Below are 16,297 nucleotides of genomic sequence, written 5' to 3'. Positions count from 1 at the left end.
GGTGATCGACAACATCCTGCTCGGCTTTCAGACCGCACTGACGCCCGAGAACCTGCTCTGGTGCTTCGTCGGCGTACTCGCCGGTACCGTGATCGGGCTGCTTCCGGGCCTCGGGTCGACCACCGGCGTGGCCGTACTCCTGCCGCTGACCCTGGACTTCGAGCCCGTCACCGCGCTCATCATGCTCGCCGGGATCTACTACGGCGCGCAGTACGGCGGAACGATCACGTCAGTGCTGATCTCCACGCCCGGTGAGGCGTCGAGCGTCGTGACCACGCTCGACGGCTACCAGATGGCGCGTAACGGCCGGGCCGGCGCGGCGCTGTCCATCGCCGCGATCGGCTCCTTCGTGGCGGCGATCTTCTCGCTCGTTCTGCTGATGGTGCTCGCACCACCGTTCGCGGGCTTCGCGCTGAAGTTCGGACCGGTCGAAAACCTGGCTATCATGATCCTCGGCCTGGCCACCATAGTCAGTTTCTCCGGTGACTCACGTATCCGCGGCTTCGCGATGGCCGCTGCCGGGTTGCTGCTGGCGACCGTCGGCTTGGACGCCGGCACCGGCACCTCGCGCTTCACCTTCGACAGCATCAACCTGCTCGGCGGGGTGCCGTTCGTCGAGGTCATGATCGGACTGTTCGCCGTCGGCGAGGTGATGTACCAGATCCGCGTCGGTGCCGCCGCGCCGATTCGGACCCGATTCCGGGATCTGCTGATCACCAGAAGCGAACTGCGCCGCAGCATCGGCCCGATCGGACGCGGCAGTATCCTGGGCTTCCTCCTCGGCTGCCTGCCCGGATCCGGCTCGACGCTGGCCTCCTTCATCGCCTACGGGGTGGAGAAGCGGGTCGGCAAGAACAAGGATCAACTCGGCCGCGGCGCGATCGAAGGGGTCGCCTCGCCGGAGAGCGCCAACAACGCAGCCGCCAACGCCAACTTCGTACCGACTCTCACCCTCGGCATTCCCGGGGGCGGTACGACCGCAGTGCTCCTCGGCGCATTCACCATCTACGGACTGCAGCCCGGCCCGCTGCTGTTCGAGAGCCAGCCAAAGCTGGTCTGGGGCCTGCTCGTCTCGTTCTTCCTCGGCAACGTCATGCTGCTGGTGCTCAACCTGCCGATGGCCCCGATTTTCGCCCAAATGCTGCGCATTCCGTACGCCTACCTGTATCCGATCATTCTGTTCACCAGCTTCGTCGGCGCATACTCCATCGACAACAACATGTTCAGCGTCTGGGTCGTCTTCGCTGCGGGTATCGCCGGCTACGTCATGCGGCGCTACAACCTACCGATGGCGCCCCTGGTCCTGGGTCTGGTGATCGGCCCGCTCTTCGAGAAGGCGCTCACCCAGACGTCGGCCCTCGGGAACGGCAACCTGCTGATCGTCTTCGCCCACCCGATCGCTCTGGTGGTGCTGGCGATGGCCCTCCTGCTGGTCGCCGGCCCATGGCTGGTACGGCTGCTTCCGCAGCGGGACACATCGGCCAGGGACCGCGAACCCGCCGGCGTGTGAGGTGACGGTCCGGCGGTTACGAGCACCGGTGGCGTGGCGACCATCGTCGCGTCACCGGGCTCGTGGGTCTTGTGCGAAGCGGTGGGTCGCCCTGGTCGACGAGCCGATCGACCTCGGGTAGCCTGACCTGCCCGTACCGGCGCTGCCTGAGCGGAAACCCGAGGAGAGCGAAGCCATGCGGGTCACCACGGTCGTCAACCTGAAAGGTCACCGCGACGACCCGGCGTACGCGGACGTGGTCTATGTCGGCCGTGCCATGTACCGCGGTGGTTGGCATCTCCCGCAGTCCCCCTTGTCCAGCCCGTTCCGGCCGGGGCCGGACGGCAGCCGGGACGAGGTCGTCGAGAAGTACCGGGCGTACCTGCTCGGCCGTCCCGACCTGCTCGCCCTTCTCCCCGACCTGCGCGGGCGCCGGCTCGGTTGCTGGTGCGTGCCGGAGCGCTGTCACGCCGAGGTGATCGCGGACCTCGCCGACTCGCTGCCGCCGTCAGACCGCTCATAGTGGGCTGATTTACGGCAATTAACGCTGAATGCGGCGTTCCGAACATGGCACAACCCGTATGGCCACCCAGAGTGACGTGCAGCAGCATGGAGGGAGGCTCTAATGGGGTGGTTCGCGTGGTCAGCACCTACCAGGCGGTCCGGAACTTTCGCCAGTTCCCGGCGGCGGCCCAGCGAGTGGCGGAAGCGGCGGCGGAGGAGCGGGAGCAGCGGCTCCGTACGGTCACCAGGAAGCGCAGCAGCAGAGCCGCGAAGGTGGCGGCCGACGCGAGCCGGCGGCTGCGCCGCCTGCTGGGCGACGACACCTGGGCGGATCTGCGGGAGCTGATGCGGCAGGAACGGATGACCGTCCGTGACCTGCTTCAGCCGCCCGAGGGGTTGACGCGACGCTACGACAAGCTGAACAAAGCCCGGAGGCGGAAGGCCGACGCCTTCCTGCGGAGCCGAGACGTCCGGCGGGAGGAGATCGTCGCGATAGCGGCGGACTACCACCGGGCCATCGCCGACGTCTTCGTGGCCAATGACAACATCAGCCCCGGGTTCCACCTCTCGAACAACCTCGACAGGTGGCTGAGCCTGTCCCCCTTCCACGACCGCGCCCTGCCCTGGGGGGTCTTCGAACCGGACGACAGCGATGACCCGCACCGGTGGGAGGTCTTCCGGCCGCCGTTCTTCGGGTTCAACTTCGGGTTCGTCCCGGTGCGCAACGACAACTTCGTCGTCGATCGCCTCCACACGCTGAACCCGTCCGTCGGAGACGTCGGCATCTCCATCACGATGGACGACGACGACGCCAGCGACTTCGACTACGCGTCCGGCGACGGCTTCAGCGCGGTGGCGTTCGCCTTCGTGCCGCCAACGACCGGCCTGGTCGAGGTCCTCATCGACGCGCAGTGCGTCCAGGCGACGCACCGCTTGGACACGACCGACGAATGGGGATGGTCGAACTCCAGCACCGGGCAGCAGAACTTCCTGATGCTCGACGTCCTGCATCCCAACGTCTCCGAGCCCTCGTACGCCGAGATGTCGGCCTTCGCCGAGGAGACCGACGACGACGAGAGCTTCCTGCAGGTGAAGTTGACCCGCGGCGCCCACTACTTCGCGCAGTTGTTCAGCGCCGGCCCGGTGCCGGCGGGTCAGTCGGTGATCGTGTGCGCCGGGACGCGCTCGTTCGACATCAGCGGCACGAACGACGTGTCCATCCACAGCACGTCCGACTTCCGGTGGTTCATCAGCTCGGTCGAGGTGCGCATCTCTCCGTGATGAGCAGGTTGGGCTCGGGAGGCACGGTCATGGTGCTACACCTCCGCGTCCTGGCCGGTCGTGGCGAACTCCGGTGCGCCGAGCCGCGTCGCGGCCTTCGCGCCGAGGCTCGTGCCGATGTGCCGCCGCATCACCTCGGCGGCGCCGCCGGCGTCGCCCGAGATGACGCACTGCAGCAGCGTCTCGTGCTCGGCCGCCTTCTGGTCCCGCTCTTCCTGGCTGCGGACGACCTCGAGGCCGAACCGGCGGTACCGGTCCGCCTTGTCCCACAGGGCGTCGAGGGTGCTGATCAGGATCTCGTTGTGCGACGCGGTGTAGATGGCGGTGTGGAAGCGGCGGTGGGCGACGAGGTCGACGAAGGCGGGGTTGCTCGGCAGGGGCTTCAGTCCCTGGATTGCCTCGCGCATCTCCCGGATGTCGGCGGTGCTGCGCCGTTCAGCGGCGAGGGCGGCGGCCAGCGGATCGAGTGAGGTGCGGATCTCCAGCAGGTCCCGTGCCTCCTCGGCGCTGAGCGGGGTGACCCGGGCGTCGCGGTGGGCGTCCAGTTCCACCAGTCCTTCGGACTTCAGGCGGCGCAGTGCCTCGCGCAGCGGGGTGGTGCTGATGCCGATCGTCCTGGCCAGCACCGCCTGGTTGAGGACCGTCCCCGGCTCGTACTCGCCGGAGAGGATCTGTTCCCGCAGCCTGCTGTAGGCGAAGTCGCTCTTCCTGGGGAAGAGCTCCGGCGTCTGACTCATCCGACCTCCCACGTTGGTCGTTATAACCTACCCCACTCCCGGGAACCTCGACGGGCACCCTCGACCCGCCCTCCCATCGTCGCCCTTGCAAGCCGGCCGAATTGTGGCCTTCCTGCCGGACTGGTGCTCCCGTCACCGGCTCACGGCAACTTTTTCAGCCCGGCCTGTTGACGGCTATAGGTTATAACCTCCATCGTGGGGTGGCTCCCACACCGACGTTTCCTTCCCATCAAGGAGCGGTAAATTGACCACCACCTTTGCGGGCCGCCCGCCCGCCTTCGGTCGTCGCCGCCTGCTGATCTCGCTCGCGGCGCTCACCCTCGTCACGCCCCTGGCCGCGTGCGGCGGCGGTGCCGAGCCGACGGCGCCGCCCAACGTGATCACCGAGGGCAAGGCCCCGGACTACTACCCGGCCGACTACAGCAAGATCATCGAGGCGTCCAAGGGTGAGGGCGGCGAGCTCACCATCTACTCCAACACCGACCAGGAGAACTGGGCGCCGGTCTTCCGCGACTTCCAGAAGAAGTACCCCTGGGTGAAGAAGATCTCGGCGAACAACCTCGACAGCGACGAGGTGTTCCAGCGGGCGCTGAGCGAGCAGGCGACGGGCCGCTCCCCGGTGGACATCCTGGTCTCCAACGCCGCCCAGGCGTGGGCGGAGTACAACGTCGAGGGCAAGAACCGCCTGATGCCCTACTCCTCCCCCGAGCTCGCCAAGCTGCCGACGTTCGCGACGCTGATGCCGAACGTGTACGCGATGTCGATGGACCCGATGACCATCGCGTACAACACCTCGCTGGTCCCCGAGGCGCCGACCGGTCTGGCCAGCCTCGCGGCGATCGTGGCGAAGGATCCGAAGAAGTTCGACAACAAGATCACCACCCGGGACGTCAAGGGGGCGTTCGGCTTCACCGTCTCCCACGCGTACACCCAGGCGCACCCCGACGGCTGGACGAGCTTGGAGAAGCTGCTCCCGCTCGCGCGGCCGGAGACGTCGTCCGGGACGCAGACCGAGAAGATCCTCGCCGGCGAGTACCTGGTCGGCTTCTTCATCTCCGGCGCCCCGGCGTATCCGGTGGTCAAGAACAGCGGCGGCCTGTTCAAGGTGACCTTCCTCGACGACGGCACCGTGGTGCTGCCCCGTGGCATCGGCATCGCGCCGCAGGCCCCGCACGCCAACACCGCCAAGCTGTTCACCGACTTCGTGCTCTCCACCGAGGGGCAGCGCGCGGTGGCCGAGGGCGGGCTGACGTCGTACCGGGACGACGTGAAGCAGGCCGACGGGCTGCACACCTACCAGGAGATCGTCGACAAGGTCGGCGAGCAGAACGTGATCCCGGTGAAGTACGCGCTCGTGCCGGACGCCGAGGTCCAGCAGTTCGTCAGCCGGTGGAACGGGCTGCTGGCCCGCTGAGCGGCCGCCCCTCATGAGCGGAGCGACAACGATGACAACCGTCACCACGCCGGCCGAGGCGTCGCGTCACGCGACGGGACCCGTCCCGGTCCCGCCGCGCTACCGGCGCCCGGCCGGCGTCGGCCGGGAACTGTGGGTGCAGTACGGCGTACTGGTCCTGCTGGCCCTGCTGGTGCTGGCGCCGGTCGTACCCACCCTCTACCAGTCGATCCTGGACCGGCCGCTGTACGAAGCCGGCGGCATCCTGACCGCGGACAACTACGTCCGGTTGTTCACCGAAGCGGGCTTCGGCCGGGTGGTCCTGAACACCGCGTTGTTCGCCGTGGCGACGACGGTCCTCACCCTGGTCATCGCGGTGCCCATGGCGATCATGGTGGTACGGACGAGGCTGCCCGGCGCGCGGCTGTTCGCCGCGGCGATGCAGTGGCCGTTCTTCATCTCCTCGCTGATCCTTGGCTTCGGCTGGATCACCCTGTACGGGCCGGCCGGCTTCGTCAGCGTCCAGGTCCGGCAGTGGATCGGCACGGTGCCGTGGAACTTGTACTCGATCCCCGGCATGGCGGTCACGGAGGCCGTGGCGCTGGCGCCGATCGCCTACGTGTTCTGCGCCAACGCCCTGCGGCAGTCCGACGCGTCGCTGGAGAGCGCGGCCCAGGTGTGCGGGGCTCGTCCCCTGCGGATCCTGTTCTCGGTCGTCGTACCGCTGCTGCGGCCGCCGATGGTCTACAGCTCCATCCTCGTGTTCAGCATGTCGGTGGAGACCCTCAGCGTCCCGCTGCTCTACGGACAGCCGGTCGGCATCTCGGTCTTCTCCACCTTCCTGTACAGCAACGGTCTGCAGTCCATCAACCCGGACTACGGGGTCCTCGGCGCCGCGTCCACGCTGATCCTGCTGGTCACCGTCGCGCTGGTGGCCGCGCAGGCCAAGCTGTTGAAGGACGCCCAACGGTTCGTCTCGGTACGGGGCAAGGCGACCCGGCCGCGGCGGCTGGACCTCGGTCGGGTCCAGTGGGTGGGCATGGCGGCTATCACGGTGTACGTCGTCTTCGGTGCCCTGCTGCCGATCGGCGGCCTGGTCTTCCGGTCGTTCACCCTGGTCTTCACCCCCCTGCAGTCGCCGCTGAAGACCCTCAGCACGGCCAACTACGAGCGGATCTTCGGCTTCGAGGCGTACGTCCAGTCGATCTGGAACAGCCTGATCGTCGCCGCGGGCGGCGCCGTCCTGGTCAGCCTGTTGTCCCTGGTGGCCGTGGTGGTGGCCCGCCGGTCGAGCTTCCGGTTCGCCCGTGCGGTGGAGTACCTGTCCCTGGCGCCGCAGGCCATGCCCGGGATCATCATCGGCATCGGTCTCTTCTGGGCCTTCGCCTACGCCCCGTTCGGCGTCGGCGGCCTGATCCAGGGCACCCTGCTCGCACTGATCATCGGACTCGGGCTGCGCGCGCTGCCCAGCGGCTTCGGCTCCATCGCCCCGTCGGTCATGCAGATCGGCCAGGAACTCGACAACGCCGCCCGCGTGTCCGGCGCCGACTGGCTGCGCACCTTCACCCGCGTCCTCGGCCGGCTGCTCGTACCGGCGTTCGCCGGGGCGGTGATCCTCACCTTCGTCACCATGCTCAAGGAGTACTCACCGGCGATCTTCCTCAAGTCGGCCGACTCCAACATCCTGGGCACCACGATGCTCGAGCTCTGGGTCCAGGGCAACACCGGATCCGTGGCCGCGCTGGCCACGGTCCAGATCGCCATCACCGCCGCCTTCGTCGGCCTGGCCGGGCTACTCATGAGAGGGCATCACGATGCCTGAGGTCACCATCACCAAGTTGTTCAAGACGTTCGGTCCCGTGACCGTGCTGCACGAGATCGACCTGACCATCCGCGACGGCGAGTTCTTCACCCTGCTCGGCCCGAGCGGCTGCGGGAAGTCCACGACGCTCAACTGCGTCGCGGGCCTGGAACGCCCCACCGGCGGCACGATCAGCGTCGGCGGGATCACCTTCGTGGACACCGCCGGCCGGCGGTTCCTCCCGCCCGAGGAGCGCAACCTCGGCATGGTGTTCCAGTCGTACGCGCTGTGGCCGCACATGACGGTCGAGGCGAACCTCGCCATGCCGCTCACCATCCGCAAGGTGGGCCGGAAGGACCGGCAGGAACGCATCACCGACGCGCTGGACAAGGTCGGCCTCGCCCACCTCAAGGACCGCTACCCCCATCAGCTCTCCGGCGGGCAGCAGCAGCGCGTCGCGCTGGCCCGCGCGCTCGTCTACTCGCCGTCCGTGCTGCTGCTGGACGAGCCGCTGTCCAACCTCGACGCCAAGCTCCGCGAGCAGGCCCGGGCCTGGCTCAAGCGACTCCAGGAGGACCTGGGCATCACCACCGTCTACGTCACCCACGACCAGGACGAGGCGCTCGCGCTCAGCGACCGGATCGCGGTGATGTCGGAGGGCCGCGTGCTCCAGGTCGGTACCCCCCGGGAGATCTACGAACGCCCCACCGCACCCGAGGTCGCCGCGTTCGTCGGCCGGTGCAACTTCCTGCCCGGTCGGGTGACGGAGATCGCGGACGGCCGTAGTCGCATCCGCCTGGACTGCAGCGGCGACGTCGTCGAGGTGCGCGGCGCCGAGGCCGTCCGGCCGGGACAGGAGGTCACCGTGGCGATCCGCCCCGAGCGGCTGGCGGCGCTGCCCGCCGGCGACCCCGTCCCCGAGGTCAACAGCCTGACCACCGAGGTGCTGACCAGCTCCTACGTCGGGTCCCGCTACGAGTACGACCTCAAGCTGGGCACCCAGGTGGTCCAGGTGGCGACGTCCCGGCCCGGACTCACCGGGACGGTGTGCCTGACCTTCGAGCCCGACCAGGCGCTGCTCTATCCCCAGGCGGTCGTCCCGTCGGCGGAGGTCGCGGACCTGCTCACCATCCCGGCATGACCCCCATCAGGCCCGACACTTCGCGAAAGGCACCCCCACACATGACCAGCACCACCCGCTCCGGCCGTTACTCACTCGGGGTCCTGCACGGCGACGGCATCGGGCCGGAGATCGTCCCGGCGTCCGTCGCCGTGGTCGACGCCGCCGTCGAGGCCGCCGGGCTCGACCCGGTCAACTGGGTCGAGCTGCCGCTGGGCGCGGCGGCCATCGCCGACCACGGCACCGCCGTCCCGCAGTCGACCCTCACCGCGCTCGCCGACCTCGACGGCTGGCTGCTCGGCCCGCACGACAGCGCCGCCTACCCGCCCGAGCACCGCGCGCAGCTCAACCCGAGCGGCACCATCCGCAAGCACTTCGACCTGTACGCGAACATCCGGCCCGCCAAGGCGTTCGACGGCGGCAAGGCCGTGGTACCCGGCACGGACCTGGTGATCGTCCGCGAGAACACGCAGGGCTTCTACGCCGACCGCAGCACGTACGCCGGCACCGGCGAGTTCATGCCCTCACCGGACGTGGCCATCGCCCTCGGCATCATCACCCGACCCGCGGTGGAGCGCATCGCCCGGTCCGCCTTCGAGCTGGCCCGCCGACGGAGCAAGCGGGTCACCATCGTGCACAAGGCCAACGTGCTCAGGATGACCACCGGGCTCTTCCGCGACGTGTGCCGCGAGGTCGGGCGGGACTACCCCGACGTGAGCGTCGACGACTTCCACATCGACGCCATGACGGTTCACCTGGTCCGCCGGGCCGACGACTTCGACGTCATCGTCACCGAGAACATGTTCGGCGACATCCTGTCCGACCTGGCCGGGGAGATCGCCGGGTCGCTGGGCATCGCACCGTCGATCAACTCGTCCGACACCCACGCGATGGCCCAGGCGGCGCACGGCTCGGCGCCGGACATCGCCGGCCGCGACATCGCCAACCCGATCGCCATGATCCTGTCCAGCGCCATGTTGCTCGACTGGCTCGGCGCGAAGCACGCCGACGGGCGGGCCCGGGACGCCGCGACCCGGGTGGAGCGGGCCGTGGCGGCCACGGTGGGCGCCGGCACCACCACCCGCGATCTGGGCGGATCGGCGTCGACGAGCGCCTTCTCCGCCGCCGTGGTCGACGCGGTCCGCGCCGGCTGAACCCGACCGCCTGGCGGGCGGCACCGGACGGTGCCGCCCGCACGGAAGCCTGCCCACCAGAAGGAGCACCGTTGAGCGACCGCCCACCCACCGTCGCCGTCATCCACGCCACCCCGGCGTCGATGCCACCGGCGACCGACGCCTTCGCCGCCGCGTTTCCCCGGGCCCGCGTCTGGCACCTGCTGGACGACCTGCTGCTGACCCAGGCCGAGGAGCACGGCGGGGTCACCGCGCCGTTGCGGCGACGCATGAGCGGCCTCATCGGGTACGCGGTCGACGGCGGGGCGGACGCGGTCCTGCTCAGCTGCTCTTTGTACGGGCCGGTCGCCCAGGACCTCGCGCCCGCGTACCCGGTCCCCGTGCTCGCCTCCGACCAGGCGTTGTTCGACGAGGTCGCGCGGCGCCGGCCGGCCCGGGTGACGGTCCTCGGTCCGGCACGGAGCGGCGTCGACGACACCGTCACCCGCCTCGGCGCCCACGTCGCGGCGGCCTCGGTCGACGTCCACGTCGCCGGGGCGGTGGTGGACGGCGCCCGCACGGCCGGCGACCGGGAGGCCCTGGCCCGGCTCGTCGGCGACGCGGCACGGCGGGTCGAGCGGCAGAGCGACCTGATCCTGCTCGGCCAGTTCTCGATCTCACCCGGACTCGCGGCGGCCCGGGCGGCGGTCGACGTACCCGTGCTCGGCGCGGCCGACACCGCGGCCACGGCACTGAGTCGCCGGCTCGGCGCGGAGGTCGCGCGATGAGTGGCAGGCCAGCCGGCCCGATGCTGGGCTGCATTGCCGACGACTACACCGGCGGCACGGACGTGGCGGCCGCGCTCCGGCGCGCCGGGCTGCGCACGGTCCTGCTGTTCGGCTCCCCCGATCCTTCGCGCGGGCTGCCCCCCTGCGACGCGGTGGTCGTCGCGCTCAAGTCGCGAACCGCCCCGGCCGTCGAGGCGGTCGCGCGGTCGCGGGACGTCCAGCGCTGGCTGCGCGGCCGCGGCGTCGAGCGGGTGTACTTCAAGTACTGCTCCACCTTCGACTCCACCGACGCCGGCAACATCGGTCCGGTCACGGACGCCTTGCTGGACACGGCCGGCGACCCGATGACGCTGATCTGCCCGGCCTCGCCGGAACACAGCCGCACGGTCTATCAGGGTCACCTCTTCGTCGGGGACACGCTGCTGTCCGAGTCGCCGATGCGGCACCACCCGCTGACCCCGATGACCGACGCCAACCTGGTCCGGATCATGGGCCGGCAGACCCCGCACCCGGTCGGCCTGCTCCCGCTGGACGTGGTGCGCGCCGGCCGCGAGGCCGTCGCGGCGCGGCTGGCCCGGCTGCGCGCCGACGGCGTACGCCATGTCGTGGTCGACGCCACCGACGACGCCGACCTCGACGTCGTCGCGGCGGCCGCCGGGTCGCTCGCGGTGTTGACCGGCGGCGCCGGCCTCGCCCGGGCCGTCGGGGCCGCCTTCCGGGAGGGCACGACGGACGGGGCGCCCGTCCCCGCCCCGCTTCCCGCGGGTCCCGGCCTGGTGCTCGCCGGCAGCTGCTCCGCCGCCACCCTCGCGCAGGTCGACCACGCCCGCTCGGCGTTCCCCTCCCACCGCCTCGACCCGGCGGCGACCCCCGACCCCGACGAGCTGCTCGCCACGGCGACCACCTGGCTGCACGAGCACCTCGCCGAGGCACCCCTGATGATCTACTCCTCCGCCCCCGTCGAGCAGCGCCGGGCAGCCGTCGCCGCCCTCGGGCCCCGCACCGCCGAGATCCTCGAACAGACCCTCGGGGCGCTGGCGCGTACCGCCGTCGACCTCGGGGTGCGCCGCCTCGTGGTGGCCGGCGGCGAAACGTCGGGCGCCGTGGTGTCGGCGCTGGGTGTCGACGCCGTGGTCGTCGACCGCGAGGAGGACCGGGGCGTGCCGTGGTGCGTGACCACCGAGCCGCCGGTGCTCGGCCTGCTGCTCAAGTCCGGCAACTTCGGCCGACCGGACCTGCTGGTCCGGGCCGCGAAGGGAGCGGCATGACCCACGACGCCCGGCAGCAGATCGCCGCGCTCGGCGCCTCGCTGTTCGCCCGCCGGCTCACCTTCGGCCGCACCGGCAACCTCAGCGTCCGCGACGGCGGCCGGATCCTGCTCACCCCGACCGGAGCCAGCCTGGGCGCCCTGGACCCGGGGCACCTGTCGGTCGTCGACCTGGCCGGCGAACACGTCGCCGGGCCCGCCCCGTCCAAGGAGGCCTTCCTGCACGCGGCCGTCTACCGGGCCCGCCCGTCGGCCGGTGCCGTCATCCACCTGCACAGCACCTACTCGGTCGCCGCCTCCTGCCTCGCGGACCTCGACCCGAGCGACGTCCTGCCGCCGTTGACGGCCTACTACGTGATGCGCGTCGGGCGGCTGCCGCTGCTGCCGTACCACGCCCCCGGCGACACCGGGCTGCGGACGCTCGCCGAGGACATCGCCCGGGACCACCACGCGTTCCTGCTGGCCAACCACGGCCCGGTGGTCGCCGGCGCGGACCTGGCCACGGCCGCCGACGCCGTGGAGGAACTGGAGGAGACCGCCCGGCTGTTCCTGCTCCTGGCCGGTCACCGGACCCGGCCACTGACCCCGCAGCAGGTCGAGGACCTCACCGCGCGATCCCGCCGCCCGCCCGCCGCGCCCACGAAGGGAACCCCACGATGACCCGCACCCGGATCGACACCGATCGGCTCACCGCCTTCGGCGCCCGGATCCTCACCGCGGTCGGCGTGTCCGACGCCGACGCCCGGCTGGTCAGCGACAGCCTCGTCACCGCCGATCTGTGGGGACACCCGTCGCACGGCATGCTGCGGCTGCCCTGGTACGTCGCGCGGCTGCGCTCCGGCGCGATGCGACCGGTCACCCGGCCGGAGACCGTGGTCGACTCCGGGGCCGTCGCCGTCCTCGACGGACACGACGGCATCGGACAGGTCATCGCCGACCACGCGTGCCGGGAGGCGGTCGCGCGCGCCGGTCGCCACGGGGTCGCGGCGGTGGCCGTCCGCAACAGCAACCACTTCGGCACCGCCGCCTACTGGACCCGGCGGATGGCCGGGGCGGGCTGCGTCGGGATCCTCACCACCAACGGCAGTCCCGCCATGGCGCCCTGGGGCGGACGGGAGAAGACCGTCGGGGCGAACCCCTGGTCGATCGCCACCCCCGGGGGCAGCGAAGGACCCCTGGTCCTCGACATCGCCAACACCGCCGTGGCCCGCGGCAAGATCTACGCCGCCCGCCAACGCGGCGAGACCATCCCGGCGGATTGGGCCATCGACGCCGACGGGCGGCCGGTGACCGACCCGCACGTCGCCGTCGACGGCATCCTCGCCCCGATGGCGGGGCACAAGGGCTACGCGATCGCGTTCATGATGGACGTCCTGTCCGGCGTCCTCACCGGCAGCTCGTACGCGACGGACGTGACCGGGCCCTACGTGCCGGACCGGCGCAGCGGCTGCGGTCATCTGGTGCTCGCCCTGCGCGTGGACGCCGTCGGAGACCCGGAGACGTTCCGGCGGCGCGTCGACGACCTCGTCACCACCACCAAGCGGGTGCCGCTGGCCGCCGACGCGACCGAGATCTACTACCCCGGCGAGATCGAGGAACGCGCCGAGGCACAGGGCCGGTCGGCCGGGGTGCTCCTGCCCGAGCGGACGGTGCTGGACCTCCGGGACCTCGCCGGCTCCTGCGGCGTGCCGTTCGACCTCACCGACGCGATCGTGCGGCGCTGATGTTCACCGTCGTGGTCCACCTCGAGGTGCTGCCCGACCGGCTCGACGAGTTCCTGGCCGGCATCGAGGCCAACGCGCGGGCCTCGCTGCGGGAGCCGGGCTGCCTGCGCTTCGACGTCCACCGCATCGCCGGCGACCCGAACCGGTTCCTGCTCTACGAGATCTACCGCGACGAGGCGGCCTTCCAGCAGGAACACCGGTCGGCGCCGCACTACGCGCAATGGCAGCAGGTGGTGGCCCGCTGCGTGCCGCCCGGCGGCCGGACCAACACCTACGCGACGCCGGTCTTCCCGGCCGACATCCCCGAATCGCAGCAAGGACGAACATGAGCAGCAACTCCTTCGGTACGGCCGCAACCCTGCGCGTCGGCGACGTCCGGTACGCCGTGCACCGGCTGGCGGACGTCGCGCCGCCCGATCTTCCGTACAGCCTCCGGATCGTGCTGGAGAACCTGCTGCGGCACGAGGACGGCGACGGCGTCACGGCCGAGCCGATCCGCGCGCTGTTGAACTGGGGGAACCAGGCCGCACACGAGGTGGCCGTCGACCTCCACCCGGCCCGGGTGTTCCTGCACGACACCAACGGCGTGCCCACCCTGGTCGACCTGGCGGCGATGCGCGACGCCGTCGCCCGGGTCGGTGGCGACCCCGACCGGGTCAACCCGTCCATCCCCGCCGAGCTCGTCGTGGACCACTCCGTCGTCGCGGACGTGTTCGGCCGCCCGGACGCGCGGGAGCGGAACGTGGAGATCGAATACTCGCGCAACGCCGAGCGGTACCGCTTCCTGCGCTGGGGCCAGACGAACCTGTGGAACCTGGCCATCGTCCCGCCGGGCACCGGCATCATGCACCAGGTCAACGTGGAGCATCTGGCCCGGGTCGTGATGGCCGACCAGGGGTGGGCCTACCCCGACCTGTGCCTGGGCACCGACTCGCACACCACCATGGTCAACGGGCTCGGGGTGCTGGGCTGGGGCATCGGCGGCATCGAGGCCGAGGCCGCGATGCTCGGGCAGCCGCTGTCCATCCGGCTGCCGCCCGTCGTCGGCGTACGACTGCGCGGGTCCCTGCCGGAGGGCGCCACCGCCACCGACCTCGTCCTGACCATCACCGAACTGATGCGCCGGCACGGGGTGGTGGGCAGCTTCGTCGAGTTCTCCGGCCCCGGCGTCGGCGAGATCACCCTGGCCGACCGGGTCACCATCGCCAACATGAGCCCCGAGTTCGGCTCCACCTGCGCGTACTTCCCCATCGACGAGGAGACCCTGCGCTACCTGCGCTTCACAGGCCGGCCCGCCGCGCAGGTCGCCCTGGTCGAGGCGTACGCGATGGAGCAGGGCCTGTGGCACGACCCGGACCGGCCCGTCCGGTATTCGGAGGTCGTCGACCTCGACCTCGGAGCGGTGGTGCCGTCCCTGGCCGGGCCGCGCCGGCCGCAGGACCGGGTGGCCCTGAACGCCGCGAAGCCGGCGTTCCGGCAGGCCCTGCGCGACGCGCGGCACGCCGACGGTGGGCACCGGCCGACGCCGGTGGCCGTGGTGGTGGACGGGGAACCGGCCACGCTCGACGACGGACACGTCGCCATCGCCGCGATCACGTCGTGCACCAACACGTCCAACCCGTCGGTCATGGTGGCCGCCGGTCTGCTGGCCCGTAACGCCGTGCGGCGCGGCCTTCGCCGCCAGCCCTGGGTGAAGACCAGCCTCTCCCCCGGCTCCCGGGTCGTCACCGACTACTACGACAAGGCCGGCCTCACCCCCTACCTCGACGCGCTCGGCTTCCACCTCACCGGGTACGGCTGCATGACCTGCATCGGCGCGTCCGGCCCGCTCATCGACGAGGTCTCCGTCGCCGTACGCGAGCAGGACCTCAGCGTGGTCTCCGTCCTGTCCGGCAACCGCAACTTCGACGGGCGCATCAACCCCGACGTGCGGATGAACTACCTGGCGTCACCGCCCCTCGTGGTGGCGTACGCGCTGGCCGGGACGATGGACATCGACCTGACCACCGAGCCCGTCGGCACCGATCCGGCCGGGCAACCGGTCCACCTGCGCGACATCTGGCCCACGCCGCACGAGATCCAATCCGTCATCGACGCCACCATCGATCCCGGCATGTTCACCACCGCCTACGCCGACGTGCTCGCCGGCGACGACCGGTGGCGTGCTCTCGACGCGCCCGCCGAACCCACCTTCGGCTGGGACGACGCCTCCACCTACCTGCGGCGACCGCCGTACTTCGACCACCTCCGGCCGGAGCCGGCACCCCAGGCCGACATCGCCGGCGCGCGGGTCCTGGTCAGGCTCGGGGACTCCGTCACCACCGATCACATCTCCCCCGCCGGCGCCATCCCGGCGGGCACCCCGGCCGGCCGCTACCTGCGCGACCTGGGCGTCGCGCCGTTCGCCGTCAACACGTACGCGTCGCGGAGGGGCAACCACGAGGTGATGATGCGCGGCACGTTCGCCAACGTCCGGCTGCGCAACCAGCTCGTGCCCGGCGTCGAAGGCGGCTACACCCGGTTCCTCGACGGGGACGACGAGGTCACCACGGTCTTCGAGGCGGCCATGGCCTACCGGGCGGCAGCCACTCCGCTGCTCGTCCTCGCCGGCAAGGACTACGGCAGCGGCTCGTCCCGGGACTGGGCGGCGAAGGGGCCGGCGCTGCTCGGCGTGCGGGCGGTGCTTGCCGAATCCTTCGAACGGATCCACCGCGCCAACCTCGTGGGCATGGGCATCCTTCCCCTGCAGTTCCTGCCGGGCGACAGTGCCGACTCCCTCGGCCTGACCGGGACGGAGAGCTACACGATCTCCGGGTTGGCGGCCGCCACGGACGGACGGACCCGCGCCAGGGCCACCGTCTCCGCCGGAGACGTGGTCTTCGACGTGACGGTGCGTCTGGACACGGCGCGGGAGGCCGCCTACTACCGGCACGGCGGCATCATGCCCTACGTGCTGCGCGCCATCGGCCGGCACGACTCCACCGGTTCTTGATCCGTGGTGGGGGGGGGGGGGGGGGGGGGGGACGGGCGGGGGGGGGGGGGGGTTTTTTTGTGGGGGGGGGGAGGTGACGGGGGAGGAGA

14 protein-coding genes are annotated in these 16,297 nt (G+C 71.0%); 13 read left to right on the top strand and 1 reads right to left on the bottom strand.

Annotated features, from left to right (window positions below; translation table 11 throughout):
• The first annotated feature begins 1 nt into the window (after position 1).
• From ACZ6S5_RS29205 to ACZ6S5_RS29195, 3 genes are all read left to right on the top strand, one after another.
• Positions 2-1,510 carry a tripartite tricarboxylate transporter permease gene (locus ACZ6S5_RS29205; RefSeq protein ID WP_466005439.1) on the top strand — a complete coding sequence of 503 codons (1,509 nt, stop codon included), beginning with the start codon at positions 2-4 and terminating at the stop codon, positions 1,508-1,510.
• 175 nt (positions 1,511-1,685) lie between these two features.
• A complete protein-coding gene (locus ACZ6S5_RS29200; RefSeq protein ID WP_466005438.1) occupies positions 1,686-2,012 on the top strand; it encodes a DUF4326 domain-containing protein in 327 nt (108 codons plus the stop codon).
• A gap of 116 nt (positions 2,013-2,128) precedes the next feature.
• Positions 2,129-3,274 (top strand): hypothetical protein, encoded by a 1,146-nt coding sequence (locus ACZ6S5_RS29195; RefSeq protein WP_466005437.1) that lies wholly within the window; start codon positions 2,129-2,131, stop codon positions 3,272-3,274.
• A gap of 35 nt (positions 3,275-3,309) precedes the next feature.
• Here the strand turns inward: ACZ6S5_RS29195 and ACZ6S5_RS29190 are convergent, their stop codons facing one another.
• Complete coding sequence (locus tag ACZ6S5_RS29190) at positions 3,310-4,011, bottom strand: GntR family transcriptional regulator (RefSeq protein ID WP_466005436.1); 702 nt, start codon at positions 4,009-4,011, stop codon at positions 3,310-3,312.
• 244 nt (positions 4,012-4,255) lie between these two features.
• On the opposite strand from ACZ6S5_RS29190, the gene ACZ6S5_RS29185 reads away from it, so the two are divergent.
• The 10 genes from ACZ6S5_RS29185 to acnA all read left to right on the top strand — a co-directional run bounded on the left by ACZ6S5_RS29185 (position 4,256) and on the right by acnA (position 16,208).
• Positions 4,256-5,425 (top strand): ABC transporter substrate-binding protein, encoded by a 1,170-nt coding sequence (locus ACZ6S5_RS29185; protein ID WP_466005435.1) that lies wholly within the window; start codon positions 4,256-4,258, stop codon positions 5,423-5,425.
• Positions 5,426-5,456: 31 nt separating this feature from the next.
• Positions 5,457-7,226, top strand: a complete 1,770-nt coding sequence (locus tag ACZ6S5_RS29180) for an ABC transporter permease (RefSeq protein ID WP_466005434.1) — start codon at positions 5,457-5,459, stop codon at positions 7,224-7,226.
• Positions 7,219-8,346, top strand: coding sequence for an ABC transporter ATP-binding protein (locus ACZ6S5_RS29175; RefSeq protein ID WP_466005433.1), 1,128 nt, complete (start codon positions 7,219-7,221; stop codon positions 8,344-8,346). The genes ACZ6S5_RS29180 and ACZ6S5_RS29175 overlap by 8 nt, the downstream gene beginning before the upstream one ends.
• Positions 8,347-8,387: 41 nt before the next feature.
• The gene (locus ACZ6S5_RS29170) at positions 8,388-9,479 is read left to right on the top strand and encodes an isocitrate/isopropylmalate dehydrogenase family protein (protein ID WP_466005432.1); all 1,092 of its coding nucleotides are present in this window, start codon (positions 8,388-8,390) and stop codon (positions 9,477-9,479) included.
• A 71-nt stretch (positions 9,480-9,550) separates the two neighbouring features.
• On the top strand, positions 9,551-10,225 hold the full coding sequence (locus tag ACZ6S5_RS29165) for an aspartate/glutamate racemase family protein (protein ID WP_466005431.1): 675 nt from the start codon (positions 9,551-9,553) through the stop codon (positions 10,223-10,225).
• On the top strand, positions 10,222-11,493 hold the full coding sequence (otnK, locus tag ACZ6S5_RS29160) for a 3-oxo-tetronate kinase (RefSeq protein ID WP_466005430.1): 1,272 nt from the start codon (positions 10,222-10,224) through the stop codon (positions 11,491-11,493). Before ACZ6S5_RS29165 ends, otnK begins: the two co-directional genes overlap by 4 nt.
• Positions 11,490-12,152 carry a 3-oxo-tetronate 4-phosphate decarboxylase gene (gene otnC, locus ACZ6S5_RS29155; protein ID WP_466005429.1) on the top strand — a complete coding sequence of 221 codons (663 nt, stop codon included), beginning with the start codon at positions 11,490-11,492 and terminating at the stop codon, positions 12,150-12,152. Before otnK ends, otnC begins: the two co-directional genes overlap by 4 nt.
• Entirely contained in the window at positions 12,149-13,216 is a 1,068-nt protein-coding gene (locus ACZ6S5_RS29150; protein ID WP_466005428.1) for an Ldh family oxidoreductase, read from the top strand. The genes otnC and ACZ6S5_RS29150 overlap by 4 nt, the downstream gene beginning before the upstream one ends.
• Positions 13,216-13,545, top strand: a complete 330-nt coding sequence (locus ACZ6S5_RS29145; RefSeq protein WP_466005427.1) for a putative quinol monooxygenase — start codon at positions 13,216-13,218, stop codon at positions 13,543-13,545. Before ACZ6S5_RS29150 ends, ACZ6S5_RS29145 begins: the two co-directional genes overlap by 1 nt.
• On the top strand, positions 13,542-16,208 hold the full coding sequence (gene acnA, locus ACZ6S5_RS29140) for an aconitate hydratase AcnA (RefSeq protein WP_466005426.1): 2,667 nt from the start codon (positions 13,542-13,544) through the stop codon (positions 16,206-16,208). The genes ACZ6S5_RS29145 and acnA overlap by 4 nt, the downstream gene beginning before the upstream one ends.
• Positions 16,209-16,297: the final 89 nt, after the last annotated feature.

The organism is Micromonospora sp. NPDC051924, from assembly GCF_055586005.1.
Note: the sequence above shows the minus strand (reverse complement) of the source record. Positions and strands in the feature narration are given on the sequence as shown.